General features: G+C 70.4%; 21 protein-coding genes. 8 read left to right on the forward strand and 13 right to left on the reverse strand.

Going from position 1 to position 22,734, the window contains the following annotated elements; all coding sequences use genetic code 11:
- Positions 1 to 21 precede the first annotated feature (21 nt).
- The 4 genes from ACERZO_RS33080 to ACERZO_RS33095 all read right to left on the reverse strand — a co-directional run bounded on the left by ACERZO_RS33080 (position 22) and on the right by ACERZO_RS33095 (position 6,085).
- Entirely contained in the window at positions 22 to 2,766 is a 2,745-nt protein-coding gene (locus ACERZO_RS33080) for an alkaline phosphatase family protein (RefSeq protein WP_372669342.1), read from the reverse strand.
- A 5-nt stretch (positions 2,767 to 2,771) separates the two neighbouring features.
- The gene (locus ACERZO_RS33085) at positions 2,772 to 4,115 is read right to left on the reverse strand and encodes an ABC transporter permease (protein WP_372669344.1); all 1,344 of its coding nucleotides are present in this window, start codon (positions 4,113 to 4,115) and stop codon (positions 2,772 to 2,774) included.
- Positions 4,112 to 5,029, reverse strand: a complete 918-nt coding sequence (locus tag ACERZO_RS33090; protein ID WP_372669346.1) for an ABC transporter ATP-binding protein — start codon at positions 5,027 to 5,029, stop codon at positions 4,112 to 4,114. The genes ACERZO_RS33085 and ACERZO_RS33090 overlap by 4 nt, the downstream gene beginning before the upstream one ends.
- Before the next feature lie 405 nt (positions 5,030 to 5,434).
- Positions 5,435 to 6,085: a response regulator gene (locus tag ACERZO_RS33095; protein ID WP_372669349.1), complete on the reverse strand. Its 651-nt coding sequence runs from the start codon at positions 6,083 to 6,085 to the stop codon at positions 5,435 to 5,437.
- A 38-nt stretch (positions 6,086 to 6,123) separates the two neighbouring features.
- Here ACERZO_RS33095 and ACERZO_RS33100 point away from each other — a divergent pair, with 38 nt between their 5' ends.
- The gene (locus ACERZO_RS33100; protein ID WP_372669757.1) at positions 6,124 to 6,795 is read left to right on the forward strand and encodes a hypothetical protein; all 672 of its coding nucleotides are present in this window, start codon (positions 6,124 to 6,126) and stop codon (positions 6,793 to 6,795) included.
- A 38-nt stretch (positions 6,796 to 6,833) separates the two neighbouring features.
- On the opposite strand, the gene ACERZO_RS33105 is transcribed toward ACERZO_RS33100, so the two are convergent.
- The 3 genes from ACERZO_RS33105 to ACERZO_RS33115 form a co-directional block, all read right to left on the reverse strand.
- Positions 6,834 to 7,490: a polysaccharide deacetylase family protein gene (locus tag ACERZO_RS33105; RefSeq protein WP_372669351.1), complete on the reverse strand. Its 657-nt coding sequence runs from the start codon at positions 7,488 to 7,490 to the stop codon at positions 6,834 to 6,836.
- Positions 7,491 to 7,494: 4 nt separating this feature from the next.
- Positions 7,495 to 8,154 (reverse strand): glycoside hydrolase family 11 protein, encoded by a 660-nt coding sequence (locus tag ACERZO_RS33110; RefSeq protein WP_372669353.1) that lies wholly within the window; start codon positions 8,152 to 8,154, stop codon positions 7,495 to 7,497.
- A gap of 105 nt (positions 8,155 to 8,259) precedes the next feature.
- A complete protein-coding gene (locus ACERZO_RS33115) occupies positions 8,260 to 8,997 on the reverse strand; it encodes a hypothetical protein (RefSeq protein ID WP_372669355.1) in 738 nt (245 codons plus the stop codon).
- Positions 8,998 to 9,216: 219 nt separating this feature from the next.
- Between ACERZO_RS33115 and ACERZO_RS33120 the strand changes: the two genes are divergently transcribed.
- The 3 genes from ACERZO_RS33120 (at position 9,217) to ACERZO_RS33130 (ending at position 10,699) form a co-directional block, all read left to right on the forward strand.
- A complete protein-coding gene (locus ACERZO_RS33120; protein ID WP_372669357.1) occupies positions 9,217 to 10,050 on the forward strand; it encodes a Scr1 family TA system antitoxin-like transcriptional regulator in 834 nt (277 codons plus the stop codon).
- Positions 10,047 to 10,271, forward strand: coding sequence for a DUF397 domain-containing protein (locus tag ACERZO_RS33125; RefSeq protein WP_372669359.1), 225 nt, complete (start codon positions 10,047 to 10,049; stop codon positions 10,269 to 10,271). Before ACERZO_RS33120 ends, ACERZO_RS33125 begins: the two co-directional genes overlap by 4 nt.
- Positions 10,272 to 10,483: 212 nt before the next feature.
- The gene (locus ACERZO_RS33130) at positions 10,484 to 10,699 is read left to right on the forward strand and encodes a DUF397 domain-containing protein (RefSeq protein ID WP_372669360.1); all 216 of its coding nucleotides are present in this window, start codon (positions 10,484 to 10,486) and stop codon (positions 10,697 to 10,699) included.
- 34 nt (positions 10,700 to 10,733) lie between these two features.
- Here the strand turns inward: ACERZO_RS33130 and ACERZO_RS33135 are convergent, their stop codons facing one another.
- The gene (locus ACERZO_RS33135) at positions 10,734 to 11,390 is read right to left on the reverse strand and encodes a hypothetical protein (RefSeq protein ID WP_372669362.1); all 657 of its coding nucleotides are present in this window, start codon (positions 11,388 to 11,390) and stop codon (positions 10,734 to 10,736) included.
- A gap of 147 nt (positions 11,391 to 11,537) precedes the next feature.
- Here ACERZO_RS33135 and ACERZO_RS33140 point away from each other — a divergent pair, with 147 nt between their 5' ends.
- A complete protein-coding gene (locus tag ACERZO_RS33140; protein WP_372669365.1) occupies positions 11,538 to 14,393 on the forward strand; it encodes an AfsR/SARP family transcriptional regulator in 2,856 nt (951 codons plus the stop codon).
- Positions 14,394 to 14,458: 65 nt separating this feature from the next.
- Here the strand turns inward: ACERZO_RS33140 and ACERZO_RS33145 are convergent, their stop codons facing one another.
- Positions 14,459 to 16,984, reverse strand: a complete 2,526-nt coding sequence (locus ACERZO_RS33145) for an ABC transporter permease (protein WP_372669759.1) — start codon at positions 16,982 to 16,984, stop codon at positions 14,459 to 14,461.
- 2 nt (positions 16,985 to 16,986) lie between these two features.
- Positions 16,987 to 17,721, reverse strand: coding sequence for an ABC transporter ATP-binding protein (locus ACERZO_RS33150; protein WP_364459346.1), 735 nt, complete (start codon positions 17,719 to 17,721; stop codon positions 16,987 to 16,989).
- Positions 17,722 to 17,847: 126 nt separating this feature from the next.
- Between ACERZO_RS33150 and ACERZO_RS33155 the strand changes: the two genes are divergently transcribed.
- From ACERZO_RS33155 to ACERZO_RS33165, 3 genes are all read left to right on the forward strand, one after another.
- Positions 17,848 to 19,047 (forward strand): sensor histidine kinase, encoded by a 1,200-nt coding sequence (locus ACERZO_RS33155; protein ID WP_372669367.1) that lies wholly within the window; start codon positions 17,848 to 17,850, stop codon positions 19,045 to 19,047.
- Positions 19,035 to 19,691: a response regulator gene (locus ACERZO_RS33160; RefSeq protein WP_372669369.1), complete on the forward strand. Its 657-nt coding sequence runs from the start codon at positions 19,035 to 19,037 to the stop codon at positions 19,689 to 19,691. Before ACERZO_RS33155 ends, ACERZO_RS33160 begins: the two co-directional genes overlap by 13 nt.
- A gap of 71 nt (positions 19,692 to 19,762) precedes the next feature.
- Positions 19,763 to 19,960, forward strand: a complete 198-nt coding sequence (locus ACERZO_RS33165; RefSeq protein WP_372669370.1) for a hypothetical protein — start codon at positions 19,763 to 19,765, stop codon at positions 19,958 to 19,960.
- Here ACERZO_RS33165 and ACERZO_RS33170 read toward each other — a convergent pair.
- The 3 genes from ACERZO_RS33170 to ACERZO_RS33180 all read right to left on the reverse strand — a co-directional run bounded on the left by ACERZO_RS33170 (position 19,926) and on the right by ACERZO_RS33180 (position 22,700).
- Positions 19,926 to 20,972 (reverse strand): MFS transporter, encoded by a 1,047-nt coding sequence (locus ACERZO_RS33170; protein ID WP_372669372.1) that lies wholly within the window; start codon positions 20,970 to 20,972, stop codon positions 19,926 to 19,928. The two genes, ACERZO_RS33165 and ACERZO_RS33170, sit on opposite strands and share 35 nt — an antisense overlap.
- A gap of 177 nt (positions 20,973 to 21,149) precedes the next feature.
- Positions 21,150 to 22,112: a GlxA family transcriptional regulator gene (locus ACERZO_RS33175; RefSeq protein WP_372669374.1), complete on the reverse strand. Its 963-nt coding sequence runs from the start codon at positions 22,110 to 22,112 to the stop codon at positions 21,150 to 21,152.
- Between the two features lie 21 nt (positions 22,113 to 22,133).
- Positions 22,134 to 22,700: a TetR/AcrR family transcriptional regulator gene (locus ACERZO_RS33180; RefSeq protein WP_372669376.1), complete on the reverse strand. Its 567-nt coding sequence runs from the start codon at positions 22,698 to 22,700 to the stop codon at positions 22,134 to 22,136.
- Positions 22,701 to 22,734: the final 34 nt, after the last annotated feature.

Consider the following 22,734-nt stretch of genomic DNA (forward strand, 5'->3'; position numbering starts at 1 on the left):
GTTTCTCACTCACGACGTCTTTCAGCCGTCCGACTCCGCGGAGGGGAGGTACGCCCCCGGGACCTGCTCGGGCGCGAACACCTGGTTCTCACCCGGGTAAGGCACCTGCCAGCCGTGCGTCTGGTACCACGTGAAGTGGTTCATCTGCGCGGGGTTGGCGTAGTCGGCGACGGCGTTAGGGCCGGTCAGACGCTGGTGCGTCGTCCACTCCTGCCACTGCGCCGCGACCTGCTTCTTCTCGGCGGGCACCGCCGACGACGGCACCGGCGCCGCGGCCGGGTTCGCCGCGGCCGGGGTGTCCGGCCCGCACGACGGCTGGGTCGCCAGCCCGCCAGTCAGCGACGTGCGGTTCGGCAACGCGGTGAACGGCGTGAAGTCCGGCTTCCTGGTGAAGGCCGCACTCATCGGCGTCGCCGCGCTGTCCTTCTGGTTCATCGGCTTGACCCCGAGGATCTGCTCGATCGTCCGGATCATCGTGATCTGCGAATAGAAGTGGCTGTCGACGACGCCGTGCTGGGCGTACGGGCTGATGATCTGCACCGGCGCCCGGTGCCCGTCGACGTGGTCGAGACCGGCCTGCGAGTCGTCCTCGACGACGAAGATCGCCGAGTCCTTCCAGTACTGGCTGTGCGAGATCTCGTCCACGATGCGACCGACCGCGAGGTCGTTGTCGGCGACCTGGGCGGCCGCGTTCGGCGGGCCGCCGGTGTGGTCGCTGGACAGCCAGAACATGTTCAGGTTGGCCGGCCCGTTCTTCTCGAAGTCGTCCTTCCAGATCTGGTACCGGTAGACGTCCGGCACCGACGTGTCGAACTTCGGGAAGCCCGGCACCGAAACGTTGTTCAGCGACGGGATCGGCGACGACGACACCAGCGGGTAGGCCGTCGGCTCCCCGGTGGCCGCCATGTTCTTGGCGTCGCAGTACAGGTTCTGCCAGCTCGCCCCGGCGGGCTTGGTCAGGAACTGCTGGAACTCGCCGAAGTCCCGCACCGACTTCCCGGCCGCCTGCGCGCCGGTCCAGAGGAACCCGGTGCTCTGGTGGCCGAGCGCGTCGTCCTCGGTGTCGTAGCTGCGCAGGTACTCCCCCGCCGACGACTCGGTGTACTCGGGGTTGTCGGCCTGCATCAGCCAGTTGTGGCCCTCGGCGGAGTTCGTGCCGATGTCGTAGGTGTTGTCGTACAACCCGAACTGCTTCTCCAGCGCGTGCTGGTTCGGCGTCACGTTCTCGCCGAACTGCGTCACCGACGGGTCGCCGTTGCCGCGCGGGTCGTCGCCGAAGACCTGGTCGTACGTCCGGTTTTCCTTGACCAGCAGGAAGACGTGCTTGATCGTCGACGGGTCGCCCAGCCGCGCGGGCACCGGCACCGGGCTGCGGTGGCCGTTGTCCGTGGCCAGCTGGACCGAGTCGTTCGTCCAGCCGTTCTGCTTGAAGACCTGCGCGGTGTAGCCGCGGATCGCCCGGTCGTCCGGCAGCCGGAACTTCTGCACGCTCGACGTCGTGTCGTGCGTACCGTGCCCGGCCGCCGTGGTCGGGCGGAGGGCGTCGATGCCGCGGGTGTTGGAGACGACGACGTCCTTGCCGACCGTGGTGATCGCGGTCGGGAAGTAGTCCGTCGGCAGCAGGCCGACGTAGCTCACCGGCTCCTGCGCCCGCTGGTAGCGGTAGACGGCGACCGCGTTCGCGCGGCCGAGCGTCACCAGCAGGTGCCCGTCGTCGGTGAGGGTGACGCCGTCCGGCTCGTAGCCGACCGAGGCCTGCGGCCACGGCTGCGTCGCGATCGTCTGCACGACCTGGTCGCGGCCGGTGTCGATGACCGAAACCGTGTTGCTCGCGGTGTTCGTCACGAACAGCGCGCCGTTCTTGAAGTACACGGCGGTCGGGTGCAGGCCGACGTCGATGCTCTTCGGCGCGGCGGCCGCGTTCGCCAGGTCGATCACGCTGACCGTGCCGCTGGTGGTGGCGCCGGTGAACTGGCTGGCCGGCACCTGGGTGTTGTACGAGTTCAGCGTCGGCTCGCCGGGCTTCGCCGGGTGACCGCCTTCGTTGCTGACGTACAGCTTGTTGCCGACGCGCACCAGGTCACGCGGTGCGTTGCCGACGGCCCAGCTCTGCTTGATCGCGCCGGTCGCCGCGTCGAGGGCGACGACGCGGTTCTGGCCGTTGACCGCCGAGTACACAGTGGACCCGTCGGGCGTGAAGAGCGCCTGCGCCACCAGGGCGTGCTTGGCGCCGTCCGCCGGGATCTTGACCGGGACCGGGGCGGCCACGGTGCCGTCGGGGTTCACCGTGAACTTCGTGTAGCCGTCGGTCTGGGCCAGCCACAACGACTTCCCGTCCGGCGAGTACGTCGGGCCTTCCTGGCCGACGTCGTTGCCGGCGATGCGCAGGTTCGCCGTCGCGGAGTTGCCGACGAGCTGCTGCACCTTCCAGTTCTTCAGGTCGACGACGGTGAGCGCGATGCCGCCGTCGGTGGTCAGCGCGGCCAGGTGGCTGCCGTCCGGGCTGACCGCGGAGGCCATGATCTTGCCGTTGTTGACGACCAGGCGGTCGCCGATCGGCTTGATGTACTGGTCCGCGGAGACGACCTGGCCGTTTTCGGTGACCTGGCCGACGTGCTCCTCGCCGAACTGCGCCGTCGACGCGACACCGACGCCGGTGCCGGTGGCGACGAGCACGAGCGTGGCGGAACCGGCCGTCGCGTAGCGCAGCCGATGGCCGCTGCTCCGGCTCTTCCCGGCACGCCGTCTGCGGCGTGTTACCTGCATCGGGGTTATCCCTTCGTGGTGGTGAGCAGCTCGACGTTCCCGTCGAACTGCCAGAGCGGGTTGGGTTGGTCCCCTGCCGGGGTCCGCACCTGGAAGTAGCCGTTCACTTCCTTCGGTCCGTCGCCGTCGGCGACGTACCGCCCGTCCGAGGTGATGTCCAGCTGGTAGATCGCCGAGCCCGTCGCCGCGACGTCCGGCAGGTGCCAGGAGACGACGCACCGCCAGTCGTTGCCGGGGCCGTCGGCCTCGACCAGGCCGTCGCCCTTGGTGCACGCGGCCGTGGCGGCCAGCTGCTCCTCGGTGACGTCGGGCCGGTTCAACTGGCCGGCCTGCAGCCGGTAGAGGTGGGCGAAGGCGGTGGCGACCGACCGCTGGACCTTGTCCAGGTCGATCCCGGACCCGGTGGCCGGCGTGGCCACGGCGACGATCCCCGCCGTCACGGCGAGCAGCGCGACCAGCGGCAGGACACCGAGGGTGAGCGCGCGGCGGCCCCCGCCGTCGTGGGCGGGGTTGGTGAAGTCGCGGCGCACGAAGATCAGGTAGGCCAGCGCGGTCGCGACGACGGCCCACGCGAGGCTGACGCCGACCGCGATCAGCAGCGGCCCGAGCTGGGCGGGATCGGTGAACAGGCCGTTCCACGCGATGAAGGCGTAGCTGGGCAGGGCGAGCCGGACGGCGACCGGCAGCGGCAGCAGCTGGGCCAGCGCCAGCACGAGCGCGACGACGGCGGGCAGCAGCAACCCCATCGGCGACCGGCCCCAGAGGACCGAGCCGAGCAGCCCGATCGCGCCGAGGGCGAGCGTCGGGGCGAGCACGCAGACCCACGCGAGCAGGACCTGCACCGCGGCGTCGCCCGCGGCCAGCGAGTGGCCGTCGAGCCCGACCAGGGGCCGGCTTCCCGAGGCAAGAACCCCGCCCACCGCGCTGGAAACGGCCATCCCGGCTACGAGCACGAGGATGACGGTCAGGCTGGCAAGCGCTTTCGCGACGAAGATCCGACGCGGCGACCGGACCGCGACCAGCAGGTGGCGCCAGGTGCCGAGCCGGTCTTCGGACGCGAAGACGTCCCCGGCGACGACCGATATCAGCAGCGGGAGCGCGTAGGTGCCCGCGAACCCGAGCATCACCAGCGGTCCCGCCCAGCCGGTCGCGTTCATCCACCGGCCGAACAGCGTGTCGACGGGCAGCGAACTCTGCTCGCTCACCACGGCGACGAACAGCGCCGGCGCGAGCCAGCAGGCCAGGACCAGCAAGCGGATGCGCCAGGCGGCGAACAGCTTGACGAGCTCGAAGCGGTAGCCGCGGGCCACCGGGACGGGCCGGGCGGTCTCCGTGAGGGTCGCGGTCATCGGCCGGCCTCCGGCTGTTCGGTGAGGGCGAGGAAAGCGGCTTCGAGCGGCGACACGACCGGCGCGAGCTCGCGCACCGCGATGCCGTCGTTCGCCAGCCGCAGCACCAGTTCGTCGAGCGCGGAAGTCAGCGCGCGCACCACGAAGACGTCGGCGTCGGGGTCGGCGAGCCGGACCCCGGGCGCGCCGGCGACCAGGGGGCGGGCTTTGCCGGGGTCGGAGGTGCGCAGCCGGTAGTCGAGTTCGCCGCTCTCGGCGGAAAGCTTGCCGAGCGGGCCGGTGAAGACGACGCGGCCGGTGGCGAGGATGGTGACTTCCGAGCAGAGCGCTTCGAGGTCGTCCATCCGGTGGCTGGAGAGCACGACGGTGGTGCCCTCGGCGGCCAGCCGGCCGAGCACGCCGTGGACGTGCTTCTTGCCGGCCGGGTCGAGCCCGTTGGCCGGCTCGTCGAGCACGAGCAGGCGGGGTTCGGTGAGCAGGGCGGCGGCCAGGCCGAGGCGCTGGCGCATGCCGAGGGAGAAGCCGCGGACGCGGTCGTCGGCGACGTCGGTGAGCCCGACGTCGCCGAGGACGTCGTCGATCTTCGGCGTCTTCCGGTCGCGGCCGTGCAGCCCCATCAGCGCGGCGAGGTTCTGCCGGGCGGTCAGCGACGGGTAGAGCCCCGGGCCGTCGACGAACCCGGCGACGCCGCCGAGGTTCCGGCCGACCGGCGCGCCGAGGATCTCCAGGGTGCCCTCGTCGGCGACGGCCAGGCTGAGCAGCAGGCCGAGCAGCGTCGTCTTGCCGGCGCCGTTCGGGCCGACGAGGCCGTGGATGTGGCCGGGTGCCACGTCGAAGTCGATGCCGTCGAGCGCGACGACGTCACCGAAGCACTTGGTGATCCCGCGCGCTCTCACTGCCAGGGGTGCGTCCATGGGTTCCTTGCTTTCACTCTGCGGCTCGAGCAGGAAACTTAGGCACCGCAAATTACGGCGGCGGGCGAGCGGGGTGAACGCAGCCCGAACGGCAGCCGACCGGCGGCCGCCAGGGCGGTGAAATGTCCGGGTTAAGCCGGTCTCTTACGACGGGTTAACCGAGCGCTTGTCTGTCCACAGTGGATCCGCGGGGGGATCTCCACCCCGATCTCCACCCCGCGGAGGTCCTCCTCCACCCGGGTGCCGCCCTAGCGTTTCCCCCGTCGGAACACGGGAAGGAAGTCGGACATGGGTGAAGTCGTCCAGTTCATGCTGCTGCGGTTCGCGATCATCGGCGGCGGGATCCTGCTGCTGTTGATCGTGCTCGGGGTGATCGCCGTCGTGGTGAAGAAGGCCGGGCGGTGATCACCGCTTCGCGTGCAGGCCGTGCTGCTCGGCGTAGCGCAGTGCCTCGACGCGGTTGCGCACGCCGATCTTGGCGAAGGCGTTGTTGATGTGCGTCTTGACGGTGGCCTCGCCGATGAACAGCTCGGCGGCGATCTTGCCGTTGGTCAGGCCGGCGGCGATCAGGCCGAGGACTTCGGCTTCCCGCGCGGTGAGCCCGTCCGGCAGCGTTTCCTTGCGCGGTTTCGCCCCGGACAGGGCGCCGGCGACCTGGCGTGAGACATCGGCGCCGAAGGTGAGCTGCCCGGCGACGACGGCCCGCAGCGCGGCCCCGATCTCGTGCCGTCCGGCGTCCTTCGTCAGGTAGCCCTTCGCGCCCGCGGCGAGCGCGCCGGCGATGGAGTCGTCGTCCGAGTACGTCGTGAGCACGAGGACGGCGACGTCGGGGTGCTCCCGCGTGAGCCGTCCGGTCGCCTCGACCCCGCTCAGGACGGGCATGTTGAGGTCCATCAGGACGACGTCGAGGCGGTCGAGTTCGGCGGCCAGGTCGAGCGCCTGCTCGCCGTTCGCGGCCGAGCCGACGACGTCGACGTCGTCGAGCAGGCCCAGCAGCGCGACCAGGCCTTCGCGCACCACCTGCTGGTCGTCCACCACCAGCACCGCGATCGTCATGGTCGGCAGTCTGCCGCATCCGGGAGACTGGCCGGGTGATGATCCCCGAAAGTGTCCGGACCCACTGGTGGCGCGGCGCGCTCGTGGTGGCGGCGGCGGTCGTGGCCTGCTTCTCGGCGAGCCCGTTCGCCGGGCTGTTCGGCCTGGTCCCCCTTCTGGTTTGGTGCTGGCTGGCGCCGTCGCGGCGGTCCGGGCTGATCGTCGGGGCGGTGCTGCTGGCACTGCTGGCGTGGTTCGTCCTGCCGGGCGCGCTGGGCTTCGCCGGGCACTGGGTGCCGGCGCCGATCGAGGTCTACTGGCTGCACACGACCCTCGCGGCGGTGGTGTGCGCGATCGGCGCCCGGCGCGGGTTCGTCCCGCTGTTCCTGCTGGTCATCGCGGGGTTCGTCGGCACGGGCGGCGCGCTGTTCGCCGCGTACGAGTCCCCGCCCGGCGACGAAGGGGTCGCGCCCGGTCCCGCCGAGCTGCGGATCACCCGGGACTTCAACTGCGGTTCCCACAACTGCTGGGGCGTTTTGGAGGCCACCGGCGACCGCGCCCCTGACGTGCTTCGCGACTACGTCACGGCCCGGAACTTCACGCCGGCAGCGTCGATCTTCAACGCCCCGCGCTTCTGCCGGACCACCGGGCTCCTGGTGGAGCACCAGGTCTGCGTGGACATCCGGCCGCTCGGACCGGACGCGGCGCGGCTGGAGTGGCACGTGGACTGAGGGAGGTGGCGCGGCGGGCCGCCGCGCCACCGGACCCCTCAGCCCGGCGCGACGGCGCGGCCGGTCTGCGGCGAGATCATCCCCGCGCACAGGCCGCGGCTCGCCAGGTTCTGCGCGATCCTCGGGATGGCCGCCCGGGTGTTGGCGGCCCACTCGTGCATGAGGATGACCTGCCCGTTGCCGAGGCGGCCGTTGGCCGCGACGATGGCGTCGACACTGGCGCCGTTCCAGTCCTGCGAGTCGACGTCCCAGATGACCTGCCGCAGGCCGTACTTGGCTTCGACGGTCTGCAGCGTGGAGTTGGTTTCCCCGTAGGGCGGGCGGAAGAGCTTCGGCGTGCCACCACCGGCGGCCGAGATCGCCTGCTGGGTGCGGGAAACCTCGGAGTCCATTTGGGACTGGTTCAGCTGCGTCAGGTGCGGGTGGGTGTAGCTGTGGTTGCCGACCCACATGCCGGCGCTCACTTGTGCCCGCACCTGCCCCGGATAGGCGGCGGCGTACTGGCCCTCGTTGAACATGGTCGCCCGCAGGCCGTTCTGCTGCAGGGCACTCAGCAGCGCGGGGGTGTTCGAGTTCGAGGGACCGTCATCGAAGGTGAGGCCGACATAGCCGTTACAGGCGGCGGCGTGCGCGGGGGCAGTGCTCACGACGCTCGTCATCGCGAGCAGCGCGGCTCCGAGAATTGCCTTGCGCATCGCGTCAGCCCACCGAGATGTTCGAGTTGCCGCTGCTCTGGTACCCCTCGGTGGCGAGGATCATGTAGTAGTTGAAGCTGCCCATGCGCATGCCGTAGCGGCCCCAGGCGTCGAAGTGGTTCCCGGTGGTGATGGTGCCGCCGGTCTTCTTCTGCTGCCGCACGGACCAGTACTGGTTGAAGGTCTTGGTCCCTTCGACGGAAGGGGCGTTGTAGCGGGTGGTCTGGTAGATGTCGTAGGTGCCGCCGTCGCTGGTGACGGTGCCCTTGTAGGTGCCGGTGGGCCGGTAGGTGCCCCAGTTGTCGACGATGTAGTACTCGACGAGCGGGTTCGAGGTCCAGCCGTAGAGGGCGAGGTAGCCGTTGCCGGAGGGGTTGAAGCTGCCGGAGTAGTTCACGGTCCGCCGGCTGCCGTTGCTCCACCCCTTGCCACCGACGAAGTTCCCGACGTTGCTCCAGTTCATCCGGTAGTTCCCCCCGGAGCCGAGGGTCATTTGAACGGACCCGCCACCATCGGTCCAGAAGGAGTAGTAGTAGCCCCCGTTGTTCCCGGTCTGGCTGGTGGTGATGACGGTATCGGCCCGCGCAACCCCGGGCAGGAAGGTGGCGACCAGCGCAAGGGCGGCCCCACCGGCGAAAACCCTGAAGCGGTTCTTGGTGAGCATGCTTTCCTCCTCGTCGAGGCCTGGCGATGGGGAAAGCATGTGATCGACGTCTTCGGTGGGGCAATAACTTTCGGGAAGTTTCGGGAGTACGGCAGGGGTTGTCCATCAGCCGGCGCGGCGCCGCCGTGACGGGGTGAGGAGCCGGATCCAGGCCTTCCCGGTGGCGGTACCGACGGAGCGGTAGGCGTGGGCAGAGCTGCGTTCACTGTGGCGGACGACCTCGTCGAAGAAGTAGTCCGACGCGGCGACAGCCAAGACTGCGCCGGACTCCCTCAGCGTTGTCTTCAGTTCGTCGGCGTCGACCAGCTGGTGGGCGTGGAGGAGCGAGGAGCCGATGACGCCGTGGTCGTCATAGGACACTTCCCCGGCATGCAGGGCAAGCCTGAGCCGGATTTGTTCGGCCGGCCGGTGGACCTTGTTGTGAGCGGCGAGTTCGTCGGCGAGGGCGGGGACGAGCAGGTCGGCGAAGAGGGTCTTGGAGATATGAGCGGGGGCAAGGACGAGAACACCGTCCCCGAGATCGTCTTGACGGCAGGCAGCCCAGGGAATATCGGCCTCGACGAAGGCGAGCTCGAGCGAGCGGTACATTCCGCGGCGGATTCTGATCTTGTTGGGGTTGGTCCGGCTGTAGCGCCCGAAGCCCTCGACGTCGACCACGACGATCGTGCAGTGGCTGGTGTTCAGCCCGAGACTGCCGCGCCAGTCGACTTCGCCGGAGCCAACCTCCCCGAACGGCGTCACACCGACCGCCATAGGCGACCACTCAGTTCGCGGCGTGGTCAACCTCGATGTCCGAGCGCTGAGACGCGTCGTGCGCGGCCTCGTCGTCTCGGAGTCGGACATCCTGCTTCCCTTCGGCAGGCATCAGCCGATCGAGCGGGCGTCACCGAGCGTGTTACGACAAGCTGATGTCTATCCTGAGAGTAGGCAGCCGAACCTGCCACCGCGAGAGTGACCAGAGTATCGTTCGGTTACCGTAACCAGTACTGTTCCCTCGCAGCCGCAACTGCACGCGCAAAGGAGCAAGACTTGTCAGCGCCCACATCACCGGTGGTCGCCTCCTTGGAGCTGACGCTGCGACTGAAGCGGCGACGCGAACAGCTGGGCATCGAGGTCCGAACCATCACCGAAGCCCTGGGTTTCACCCGCAACTACTGGTCGGCGGTGGAGAACGAACGCAAGATCCTAACCCTGGACAGCCTCACCAGAATTCTCGACCTGTTCGAGTTCGACCTCGAGGAACGAGGCGAACTGTTGGCTCTCCGCGCCGCAGCCAAGGAGCGCGGGTGGTGGACGCGATATTCCGCATTATTCGACACCGAGATTCAACGGTTGTACGGTTTGGAGCAAGGTGCCCGACAACTCCGAGACTACGACAGTCTACTGATTCCAGGGCTCCTGCAAACGCCGGAATACATCCGGGCAATTATGACGCCGGACGTGACCATGCGCAGAGTGGAGGTCGACCAGCGCGTAGAAGCGAGGTTGCGCCGACAAGTACGACTGACCGATGTGAACAACCCTCTTTCTTTTACGGCCCTCATCAGCGAAGCCGCGCTCCGACAACAGATCGGCGGGCCACGCGTACTCCGAAATCAGCTTGCACACCTGGCCACGCTGATCGAACGACACCCCACCACTCTCGACATCAGGATAATTCCCTTCACGGCAACCGCTTGCGGACTCTTCGGAGGAGCCACCATGGTTCTGATCGACTTCGACAACCCGCAGTTGCCCACCCTGGCTTGGCAAGAAACCGTCACCACCTGGGGAATCATTGACGATTCAACCCAAGTCAGGAATCTCACCACAACGTTTCAGGACGCTTACCGGCGCGCACTGAACGCGGAGGATACCCTCCGAATGGTTCGACATCACACCAAGGAACTCGATTGACCAGAGAGATCACCTCATTCCCGTACCACGACCGCAGCGAGTGGTTCACAAGCAGCCATTCGAATGCAGGCGGTAGCTGCGTCGAAGCGCGTTTCACACCTGGGGCAACCCAAGTGCGAGACAGCAAAGACCGCCGCCAGGACTCACCGGTCGTCGAGTTCCACCTGGCAGCGTGGTCATTCTTTCTCGACGCCGTGAAACCGAAGATCTACCGATGCTAGCGAAGTAAGAAGAGGGGGCGAGGGTGGAGCCGGAAGCCCTCCCCTACTCATAGCACCGTCGTCCGAATTCACGCGCAATCACAGTAGCGCACAGAGGAACGACGACGACACCGTTGCTTATTACCGTCTCGCCCTTCGAGGCGCGGTTCGCTGCGCCTTTACTCGGGCCAATTCCAGCTGACGATGGATCGAACAGCAAGGGAGACGAACAGATGAGCCAAACCTCCAAACCAAAGGATTCCCTTCGGTTCGAGTGGAAGAAATCCAGCTTCTCGATGGCCCACGGCAGCTGCGTAGAGACACTGCTGACGCCTGTCAAGGCGCTGGTCCGAGACACCAAAGACCGACGACCCGGCCAGCCGACGCTCGAGTACTCGGCCCCCGCCTGGTCGGCGTTGATCCGCCTTGTCTCCACAGAAGACCATTAAGATTCTCACGCCAAAGTGAGGAGCCCCGAGCCCCTCACCCAAGAATTCGGCAGTCGGACTCCCCAGAAGTAACCAGCCGTATCCAAGCCTCGGCCGTGGTTTCCTTCTCCCGGATCACCACCGGATCGAAAAAATCCGGAAAGCTCAACGGACTGTGCCGGATGATCTCCTCGTGGTACCAACCCGAAGCGATCACCGCGAGGTCCCCACTCGAGCAAGCCGAACTCTCCTTCAGCACGGCCGAATTCAGCAACCGGAACGCGTGCACGATCGCCGACCCCGTTGATCCATGCGCGTCGTAAGTCACTTCTCCCGCGTGTAACACCAACCGGAGCCCGAGCTGCTCCGGTGGCCGATGGCAGCGGTTGTGCTCGGCCAATGACTTTGTGAGCGCGGCGGGGACCAGTTCGCTGAACACCGCTTTCGGATATCCCGCTGGCGCCAACACGAGTACCCCGTCACCCAGATCCGCGTGGTCGCAGTCGCTCCAGCGCACGCGGCTTTCGGTCAGGGCCAGCTGGAATGCGCGGTACAACCCCGCCCGTAGCGTCAACCGGTGCAGGTTGGTGCGGTCCGGCGCCGAAAACCCGTCGATGCCGACCGCGAGAATCGTTCGGTGCACCGGGTCCGCGACCGGTTCCAAGGGCGACGCGGCACCGCTAAGCCGCCGCCACGCTTCCGTCCACGACATGACGTGATCGTGAACCGCGCCGGTTGACACATCGGTTACCAACCGCTGGACAAATTCTTGACAGCCCCTTGACCTGCACTGAAACCCGCCCATCTCCGGGTTACCGTGCTGGACAGGAAGTCCCTGCCGACCAAACCACAAGGTGCGATGCAGTTCCGGATCCTGGGGCACGTCGAACTCCTGCTCGGCGACCGGGAGGTCGCGCTCGGGCGGGCGAAGGAACGGTCGCTCTTGGGCGTGCTCTCGCTCAACCACGGCAAAGTCGTCGCCGTCCGGACCGTCACCGAAGCCCTCTGGGACGATCCTCCCGATCACGCCCGGAAAGATCTCCACGCCTACGTCAGCCGGTTGAGGGCGTCCCTGCGCGACGCCGGCGTCTCCGCGAAGATCGTCACCCAGCGGGCCGGTTACCAATTCCTGCCCGAGGACGACGATCTCGACTACGCCCGCTTCAAAACGCTGTTCAAGAACGGTGAGCAGGCAAGGGAAGCCGGCCGCTTCGACGAGGCCGCCGCCGCGCTTCGAGAAGCCATGAACCTGTGGCGCGGGCCCGTCGTCGAAGATCTCGGGACCATCTGGATGGAGCAGAAACGGGAAGACATCGACCGCTACGAGCGCGTCGCCGGGTACCAGGCCTTGTGCGCCGTCGAGCTCGAACGGCGCGACTACCGCGGGGTGCTGCGGATCCTCGACGAGGCCATGGTCGACCACGAACTGGACACCCAGTACATCGCGCAGCGGCTCACCGCGTTGAACGGGCTCGGGCACTACGAAGTCTTCGACACCTACTGGAAGCAGGTCTACGACCGGTTCGCGCGGTCGTTCGGCACCGGCCCCGGCCAGGACCTGCAGGAACTGCACCAGCAGCTGCTGCAGTCCCGCGACTCGCCCGCGCCCGCCGATCGGCACCGGACCCAGGCCGCGCTGCGCGCCGTGCCGCCCGCGCAGCTGCCTTCGACCGTCAGCCAGTTCGTCGACCGCGCCGAAGACGTCGGCCGGCTCGACGACCTCTTCGTGCGCTCCCGAGTCGGTGGCCCGCCCGCGACCCTCATCGTCGCGATCACCGGGCCCGCCGGCGTCGGGAAGACGGAGCTGGGACTGCACTGGGCGCACGCCGTCCGCGACCGGTTCCCGCACGGCCAGCTGCACGCGGACCTCGGCGGCTACGGCGCCGGCCCGCCCCGCGACGCCGCCGACGTCCTCGCCGACTTCCTCGACGCGCTCGGTGTCGCCGCGTCGGCGATCCCCGCGAGCCCGAGCGCACGAGTCCGGATGCTGCGGACCCTGCTCGACGACCACCGCGTGCTCGTCTTCCTCGACAACGCCCGGGATTCCGCGCAGGTCGTCCCGCTGCTGCCGGGCAGCGCGCACTCCGTGGTCGTCGTGACGAGCCGGCACCGGCTCAGCGACCTCGTCACCCACCACGGCGCTTTCCGGCTGGAGGTGCGGCCCTTCACCGAGACCGAGATCGCCCGGTTGCTCGGCAACCTGCTGCGCGACACCGAGCCGCCCGATCCGGCGGCGGTGCTGGCGCTGACCGGCGGCGCCCCGCAGGCCGTCCGCACCCTCGCCGAGCTCCTGCCCGGCACCGGCGGCCTGCCTAGCCCCGCCGAACTCCTGCTGGCCGGTGAACTGGCGTCCGGCACGATCCTGACGTCAGTGCTGTGGTCGTACCACGCCCTCGACGCGCCGGCCGCGCGGCTCTTCCGCTCGCTCGCACTGCACGTCTCGCCGAGCCTCGCGCTGGACGCGATCTTCGCCCTGGACGGCGCCGACGAAGAATCGACTCGCGGCGCGCTGACCGCGATCGGCTCCCGGTACCTGATCAGCCGGGACGACGGCCGCTACCGGATGGACGCCCTGACCCGCGAGGCCGGCGAACGGCTCGCGCGCGCCCACGATCGGCCCGGCGACCGCCGGCAAGCCGAGGCACGGCTCCTCGACTGGTACATCGCGCGCGTCACCGACGCCGCCGAGGTCCTCGCGCCGGCCTTGCGGCGCACCGCGGAACTGCCGGCCGGCCGGCTGCCGGATTTCGCTGCCGCGGAGGCGTTCCTGGCCGGCGAAGAGGCGAGCCTGTGCGCCGCGATCCGCCGCGCGGCGAGGGACAACCTGGCGCGGGCGGTGACGCTGCTGCGGCTGGCGCGTCCTCACCTCGCGTTCGACGGCGCCGGATCCGACTGGCACGAAGCCGTCGAGACGGTCCTGCTCGCCGCGAGAGGCGCCGGCGACCGCGACGCCGAGGGTCAGGCGCTGGCCACCCTGGCGCGGATCCACGACGACCCGGACAAGATCGTCGAGTCCCTGGAAGTCGCGAACCAGCTCTTCCACAACACGCAGAACAGCCGGGACCGGTCCGAGGTCCTCCTCCTGCTCGCCCAGCACGCGGAAGCCGCCGGGGAACGGGACCACGCGCTGGCCTGCCTGCGGGAGGCGCTCGACATCCAGCACAGCCTCAACGAACCCGGCCAGTGCGCGGCGGCGCACGGCGATCTCGGCACGCACCTGCGCCGCCGGGGCGAGCTGGAAGAGGCGGAAATCCACCTCTCCCAGGCAAAGATGCTCTACGCCGAACTGCGCGACCACCGCCGCCAAGCCGCGATGGCACTGGAGCTCGGCCTGCTGAGCCGCCGCGCCGGCCGCACCACGGAGGCCATCCGCCGGTTCACCGAGGCCGTCGAGCTGCACGAGCGCTACCCGGCGGGTCACGAGCAGACGCTGGCCGCACTGGTCGAGCTGAGCGAAACCGCCTGCGACGCCGAAGAACACGGCGATGTGCTGCTGTTCGCGCGAAAGGCACTGGGTGTGTCTCGCGCTGATCACGTGCAGGTCGTCCGGGCACTGGTCGCGCTGGTGCGTTCGCTGGCGGCGACCGGGAGGCAGGTCGAGGCGTGGAACGAGTCCCGCCAGACGATCGCCCTCGTCGCCGACGTCGACGATCCGGTGCGCGGTCATGTGCGTGAGCAGTTCACGAAGCTGGGGCTTTGGCCGCCCGGCCCGTGAGCCGGTCGTGAGTGAGAAACAGGGTTCTAACCCTGTTTCTCACTCACGACCAGCTGCGGCAGGGGTTACTCCCGCAGCCCGATGGCGTCGATCGGCCGGGCTCGCAACGCCACGAACGTCGACAACCCCATCGACAAGAACCCCAGCGCCGCCGCTCCGCCGATGATTCCGAGGTAGACAGTCCACGACCCCGACGGCACCGGGCTCCCCCGCAGTCCCACGTTGAGCAACCCCAACGGCACCACCGCGACCAGCGTCCCCACCACCACCGCGATCCCCACCGTCACCAAGGCCTCGAGCCGCATCATGTGGGTCACCTGGCGGCGGGTCGTTCCCACCAGCCGGAGCAACGCGAACTCGCGCGACCGCTGGGCCGTCGTCAGCACCAGCGTGTTGGCCACCGAAATCGCCAGGTACCCGACGATCACGCCGGCCGCCACCAGGTTCAGGTAGAACTGCGCCTGCCCCTCGCCACCTTCCGGTGAAGGGGCCGACAAAGCCGTAGCCACCGTCAAGCCCGGGTACGGCAGCGAACGCAACGCCGCGGCCACCGCCGCGGGGTCTGCGTCCGGCGAACGGCGGACCAGCACCGAGTCGTCCAGCCGGCCGCCGTTGTGCCGGCGCGCCAACGAAACCGGCAGCACGAAGTCACCGAAAGCCTTATCGTGCGTATAAGTCGCCACCAGACGAAGCTTCGCCGGGACGCCGTCACCGAAGTAGAACGTCACCTCGTCGCCGAGCTTCTTGTCCTGCCAGTCGGCCTCCGAGCGGCTCAGCGCCACCGTGTCACCTGTCAGATCCGCGAGCCGACCGCTGTCGACGCCCAGTTCGAGCACGCCCTGGACCGACCCCAGTCCCTGGGCCGACGTCCGCTGGACCTCCGTGCTGTCGCCGACCTTCGACACCGTCAGCACCGACGTGCGCACCACCGGTGTCGCCGTGGCCACCCCCGGCACCCGAGCGGCGGCGGAGGCGACCTCGGGCGAGACTCCCGCCGGGCCGCTCAGCACGTAGTCGGCGGTAGTCGACTCCGCCGTCTCCGAAGCGGCGGCCGCGGTGGCCGACGTCGGGCCGTAGAACATCGCCAAGGCGAACGCGATCGCCAGCATCAACGGCGTCGCCGCCGCGGCCAGGCGCCGGGTGCCGGCCTGTGCGTTCGCGCCCGCCAGGTAGCCGCTGATCCGCCACAGCCGCGCCAGCAGCGGGCCCAGGAACCGCACCGCCAGCCCGGTCACCTGCGGCCCCACCACGGCCAGCCCGATGACGATCACCAGCGTCGCCATCGACGACACCGCCGTCATCACGTCGCCGCGCAGGAACAGCGGGACCAGCGCGCCCGCGAACCCGGCCAGCACCAGGCTCCAGCCGGTGATCGCCCGGGCGCGGCCGAGCTCACGGCGTTCGACCGCCGCCTCGCCGAGCGCCTCGACCGGCTTGATCGACGACGGCCGCCGCGACGCCGCCCACGCCGCCAGCCGGGCCGCGCCCAGCCCCAGCAGCACCGCGGCCAGCGACGGCAGCGGGCTGATCGCCAGCCCGAAGTCGGCCGGGATCACGCCGATCGCGGCGAACGCGTCGCGCAGCCCGGACGCCACCGCCAGGCCCAGCGCGCCGCCGAGGACGCCGGCGGCCAGTGCGACGATCGTCGTCTCGGTGCCGATGAGCTTGCGGATCTGGCGCGGGGTCGCCGCGACCGCGCGCAGCAGCGCGAACTCCCGGCGCCGCTGGTTGATCGTCAGCGCGAGCGTGCTCGCCACCACGAACACCGCCACGAGCAGGGCGAACCCGCCGAACGAGCCGGCGATGGCGAGCAGCAGCGTCCGCGTCTGGCTGACGTCGAGGAACTCGATCGTGCTGCGCTCGACGCCGGTGGTGACCTCGGCGCCCCCGGCGACCGCGCCGATCCGCTCGGCCAGCGTCTCCGGTGCCACGCCGGGTTCGGCGAGGACGCCAATGGCGTGCGCCTGGCCGGGGCGAGCGGCCAGTTCCACGGCCTGCGAAGGCGTGAAGAACAGCGCCGACTGCCGCGACAACGCGTCCACGATCCCGCTCACGCGGAACTCGGCCGGCACCGACCGGGTCATGATCCGCACCGTCCCGTCGACGCCGACACCCGCCCGCCGCGCGAGATCGGCGTCGAGCACGACCTCGTCCGGTGCCCCGGGCGCCCGGCCGGCGCTCAGCCGGAACGGCGCCAGCACGGCCGCGTCCCAGTTGTGGCCCAGCGACTGCGGGCCGCCGATGACCTCCCCGGAAGCCGTGACGACCTGGGCCGGGAAGCTCTGCTCGGCCACCGCGGAACGCACGCCGGGTACCGAAGCGATCCGCCCGGCCAGCTCCGAAGGCACCGACGGCTGCTCGCCGACCTGCTCGAACGTCAGCGCGTCGGCGCCCGCCGGGCGCACGGTCTGGGCGCCGCCGACGACGACGGCCGCGGCGGCGTAGCGCTGGGTGGGGACGCCGGCGCGCAGGCCGGACTCCATGAGGACCCCGCAGCCCGCGACCAGCGCGGTGCCGCAGAGGATGGCGACGAACGCGCCGGTGAACCCGCCGAGCCTGGTGCGGATGGTCTGCCACGCGAGGGTCAGCACGGTCACCACTCCCCGAGGTGCGTCATGCGCTCCGCCACCCGCTCGGGGGTGGGGTGCGGCAGGTGGCCGGCCAGCTTGCCGTCGGCCAGGAAGAGCACGCCGTGCGCGGCCGACGCGGCGACCGGGTCGTGGGTCACCATCAGGACGGTCTGCCCCATCCCGTCGACGACGGCGCGGAGCAGGTCGAGGACCTGCCGCGCGGTGCGGGTGTCGAGCGCGCCGGTCGGCTCGTCGGCCAGCACGACGTCGGGCCGGGCGATGAGCGCCCGCGCGATCGCGACGCGCTGCTGCTGCCCGCCCGACAGCTCCGCCGGGCGGTGCTCCAGCCGCTTGGCCATCCCGACGCCTTCGACGATCTCCCGCAGCCACTGCGGGTCGGGCTTGGCGCCGGCCAGCCGCATCGGCAGCGTGATGTTCTGCAGCACGTTCAGCGACGGCAGCAGGTTGTAGGCCTGGAAGACGAACCCGACGCGGGTGCGCCGCAGCCGCGTCAGCTCGTTCTCCTTCAGCCGCCCGATCTCGGTGCCGCCGAGCACCACCTTCCCCGACGTCGGCCGGTCCAGGCCGGCCGCGCAGTGCAGGAAGGTGCTCTTGCCCGAGCCCGACGGGCCCATCACCGCGGTGAACGTCCCCCGCGGCACGCCCGCCGTCACGCCGTCGAGCGCGGTGACGGCGCCGTCGCCGGAGCCGTACACCTTCCGCACCCCGGCCAGTTCCAGCGCGTTCCCTGTGGTCATTTTCCGATCCCCTTCGTGGTCTACCGGGAAAACTAGGCCCGCGACCAGCGGCGATCGATCCCGTGGAGAGGTGGATCGGGGGTAGCGCCAGCACCACCACGGCGGTGGGGTGGGACACTGTCGCCCGTGACGACCCGCCTGCGCGAGTGCTGGTCGGCGGCTCGTTACCTCGTCGTCGGCGCCGGCACCTCGCTGCTGTCGATCCTGGCCCTCGCCGGGCTCTTCGCCGTCCTCCTGCTGTGCCCGTTCGGCGTCGGCATCCCGTCGCTGGCCCCGGCGATCAAGCTGGCGCGGTGGCCGGTCGGGGTGGACCGGCGCCGGGCCGCGCGCCGGCTCGGCGAGGCCATCCCCGAGCCCTACCGCGACGGCTCGCCGGTGAAGGACCCCGCGACCCGCCGCGACCTCGCGTGGCTCGCGATCCACGCGGCGACCGGGCTGCTGCTGGGCAGCCTCGCGATCGGCCTGCCGCTCGGCGCGGTCCAGCAGGTCGTCACGGTCCTGATCTGGCCGGTGGTGCCCGGCGGGATCGAAGGCTCGCTCGGCATCATGGTGAACTCGTGGCCGAGCGCCGGGCTGGACTTCCTGGTCGCCGTGGGAATGGCCGCGGCGACGCTCCTGCTGCCGCGCGCCGCGCGGTGGCAGGCCCGCACCGCGCGAAAGCTGCTGCGGCCGGCCCCCGGCGTCGTGCTGGCCGACCGGGTCGCCGAACTGACCGCGACGCGGGCGGCCGCGCTGGAGGCGCACGGCGCCGAGCTGCGCCGCATCGAGCGTGACCTGCACGACGGCACCCAGGCCCGGATCGCCGCGGTCGTCCTGCAGCTCGGCATCGCCGGCCAGCTCTACGACCGCGACCCCACCACGGCACGCGACCTGCTGGTCAAGGCGCAGGACACCGCCACCGACGCGCTGGCCGAGCTGCGGACCGTCGTGCGCAGCATCTACCCGCCGCTGCTGAGCGAGCGCGGCCTCGCCGGGGCGGTGCGCGCGCTCGCCGAGCACTGCCCGGTGCCGACGGCCGTCACCGTCGAATACGAGACCGGCCGCCCGGCCGCGGTCGAAGCAGCCGCGTACTTCGTCGTCGCCGAAATGCTCGCCAACGTCACGAAGCACGCCGACGCGTCCACTGTGGACATCACGCTCGGCGGCACGGCTTCCCTGCTGACCCTGGAGATCCGCGACGACGGCCGCGGCGGTGCCGACGAGCGGCGCGGCAGCGGGCTCGCCGGGATCCGGCGCCGCGCCGAAGCCTTCGACGGAACCCTCACCCTGACCAGCCCACCCGGTGGGCCGACCGTGCTGCGAGTGGAGCTGCCATGCGGGTCGTGATCGCCGAGGACGACGCCTTGCTGCGCGAAGGTCTCGCGCTGCTGCTGAAGACGGCGGGCATCGAGGTGGCCGCCACCTTCGACAACGCCGAGGGCTTCCTCGAGTTCGTCGAAGGCGACCGGCCGGACGCCGTCGTGATGGACGTCCGGATGCCGCCGACCCACCGCGACGAGGGCCTGCGCGCGGCCGTGCGCGCCCGCGAGATCCACCCCGGGCTGCCGGTGCTCGTGCTGTCGGCGCACGTCGAGACGAGCTACGCGGTCGAGCTGCTCGCCGACGGCGTGGGCGCGGTCGGCTACCTGCTCAAGGAGCGCGTCGGCAAGGTCGAGCGGTTCCTCGACGCGCTCGAGCGGGTCGCGAAGGGCGGCACGGCGATGGACCCGGAGGTCATCGGCCAGCTGATGTCCCGCCGGCGCGCGAAGGACCCCCTCGAGGCGTTGACCGCGCGGGAGCGCGAAGTGCTGGCGCTGATGGCCGAGGGCTACAACAACGGCACGATCGCCGAGCTGCTGGTCGTCAGCGACGGCGCGGTGCTCAAGCACATCCGCAACATCTTCGCGAAGCTCGGCCTGCCGTCCGACGAAGGCGGCGGGCACCGCCGGGTGCTGGCGGTGCTCGCCTACCTCGGCCGGGACGCGGGGTAGCGCTGGCGCTACCCCGGATCCGGGTGTCGGCGGGATCGTTGCGGGACCTGCGCGTTCGTAGTGTTCCCGGCATGACGAACAACACCGTTTCCACCCGTACCGCCACCCCCGTCGTCCTCTGGGTGGTCCTCGCCATCAGCGCCGCTGTCAACGCCGGAGGTTCCGTGACCGGCCTCGACTTCACGCTCCGGATGATCGCCGGCGGAATCGCACTCGCCGCGACCGCCGGCCTGATCACCTACTACGTCCGGCGACGGCGGCAGCGGTGAACACCGCGGCGACCCAGAACGGGTTCAGCGTGCCGGCGACGATCGGGCCCACCGTCGCGCCGACGTTGAGCGCGGCGGTCGCGTAGGAGCCCGCCATGGTCGGGGCGCCGGTGGCTTCACGCAGGACCCGCGTGATCACCGTGCCGCCGACCGCGAAAGCCAGCGCGCCCTGCGGAAACGCGAGGAACACGAGCGCCGCCGGAACCAGGGCGAGCACGACCCAGCCCCCGAGCAGCAGCGCCCCGCCGAGGGCGACGACCCGGCCGGGCCACCGGTCCGCGAGCCGCCCCGCCGCGGTGATGCCGGCGAAGCACCCGGCACCGAACAGGCCGAGCACCACCGGCGCGGGCGCGGCACCTTCGCTCAGCGGCGCCAAGTAGGTGAAGACGCCGAAGGTGGCGGCGTTGACCAGCGCCGCCCGGAGCAGCACCGGGGCGAGCGGGCGGAGTTCGGCGAACTCGCTCCGCAGGTCGGCCACCCCGCCGGCGGGGGTGCCGGGAACGCGCGAAACCGCGGCGAAGGCGGGCAAGCACAACGCGGCGACAGTCCAGGAGGCGGTGGGCCAGCCGAGCAGTGCCCCGCCGGGGATGCCCGCGGCGCAGGCCAAGGTCGTCCCGCCGAGGAGGACGGCGAGCGCGCGTCCGGTCCGGTCGGGCGGCACGAGCGAGGTGGCCACGGTCAGGGCAACGGCGAGAAAGCCGGCGTTGGCGACGGCGGCGACCACGCGCGTCCCGAGCAGGACGCCGAAAGACGTCGTCAGGCCCCCGACGACGTGCGCGGCGACGAAGAGGGCGAGGAAGGTTCGCAGGGCGGTCCGACGCCGCCAGCGCCGGGCGACGGCGGCCATGAACGGCGCCCCGGCGACCATCCCGGCGGCGAAAGCGGAGGTGAGGTACCCGGCCTGCGCGACCGAGACGTCGAGCGCGGCGGCGATGCCGGGAACGAGCCCGGCGAGCATGAATTCGGACGTGCCCATGGCGAACACGCCCAGGGCGAGGAAGTAGAGCGACAAAGCGAAACTCCAGGGAGCACGAAGGCAAGGGACGCTTTCGTGGTCACCCGGGAGCCCGGGAAGTGGGGGGTTACCGGGCTGCCGGAGTGACCGGCAGCCCCGCCCTGGACGCTTCGGGGCTCGACATGGGGCCGACCTTAACGCAGCCCGGCCCGGTCGTGAGTGGCAATCAGGGTTCTAACCCTGATTGCCACTCACGACCGCGGTGGTCCGGAAGCTCGCCCGATAGGCCTGCGGACTGGTCCCCACCACCCGCTTGAACCGCTCCCGGAACGCCCCCGGCGACCCGAACCCCACCAGCCCCGCGATCCGGTCCACCGGCTCGCCCGTCGACTCCAGCAGGTGCTGCGCCCGCCGGACGCGCGCCCGCAGCAACCACTGCAACGGTGTCGTCCCCGTCTGCTCTCGGAAGCGGCGGTTCAACGTGCGCGTGCTCATCCCGACCTGGGCCGCCACCCCGGACAACGTCAGCTCCGACGCGCAGTTCTCCTCCAGCCACGCCAGCACCGGCTCCAGCTCCGAGCCACGCGGCGTCGGCGGCACGTCGTGCGCGATGAACTGGGACTGGCCGCCCTCGCGCTCCAGCGGCATCACCGACAGGCGGGCCGCGTCGGCCGCCACGGCCGATCCGTGGTCGCGGCGGATCAGGTGCAGGCACAGGTCCAGGCCCGCCGCCGCGCCCGCCGAACTCAGGAGCTGTCCGTTGTCCACGTACAGCACGTCCGGATCCACCTCCACCGCCGGGAACAAGCGCGCCAGCTCGGGCGCGGCCGCCCAGTGGGTCGTCGCGCGCAGGCCGTCCAGCAAGCCCGTCTCGGCCAGCACGAACGCTCCCGAGCAGATCGACGCGATCCGCGCTCCCCGCGCGGCCGCCGAGCGCAACGCCGAAATCACCGAAGCCGGCAGCGGCGGGTTCGCGGACCGACCCGGCACGATGATCGTGTCCGCGTCAAGAAGCCCCGTGAGGTTCCACGGCGGCCGCAGCGTGAACATGCCCGCGTCCAGCTCCGGCGCGGGACCGCAGATCCGGACCTCGTACGCGGGCCGGCCGCGCAGGAGGGTCCGCGAGAAGACCTCGATGGGCGTCGCCAGGTCGAAGGGGACGACCTGGTCGAGCGCGAGGACCGCCACGATGTGCATGTCCCCACGATAGATCGTCCACTATGGACGGAGGCTGCGCAGCATCAGGTTCGCGAAGTGCTCGCCCACCTGCTCCCCCGACAGCTCGCCGTCGGCGTGGTACCACATGCCGAGCCGGTGGATGGCGCCGAAGTGGTAGTTGATCACCAGGTCGGCGGGCACGTCGGCGCGGAACACCCCCGCCTGCTGGCCTTCGGCGACCAGGTCCCGCACGCGCTCGTGGTAGGTGCGCCGCTCGGCCCGCACCTGGACCTGCTTGGACTTCTCCAGCAGCGGGAACGACTGGAAGAACACCGTCGCCGCGTCGAGGTCGGCGATGCTCGTCACGACGACGTCGGCGACGATCGCGTGCAGCCGCTCCGGCAGCGGCAGGTCCGACTCGGCGATCGTCACCATCCGGCGCGTCTGCATCCGCAGCATCGCCGTGTAGATCTCGAAGAGCAGGTCGTCCTTGGACTCGAAGTAGTGGTACAGCCCGCCTTTGGTGACGCCGGCCTCCTCGACGATCTCGCGGACCGTCGTGGCCTCGAAGCCCTTCTCGGCGAACAGGCGCACCGCCGCCCGCACCACCTTGTCCCGCACGTTCATGTCGCCACCCTATGTGAGCGGGCGGGCCGGCCCG

Origin of the sequence: Amycolatopsis kentuckyensis (genome assembly GCF_041679295.1) — a bacterium.
GTDB lineage: Bacteria > Actinomycetota > Actinomycetes > Mycobacteriales > Pseudonocardiaceae > Amycolatopsis > Amycolatopsis kentuckyensis_A.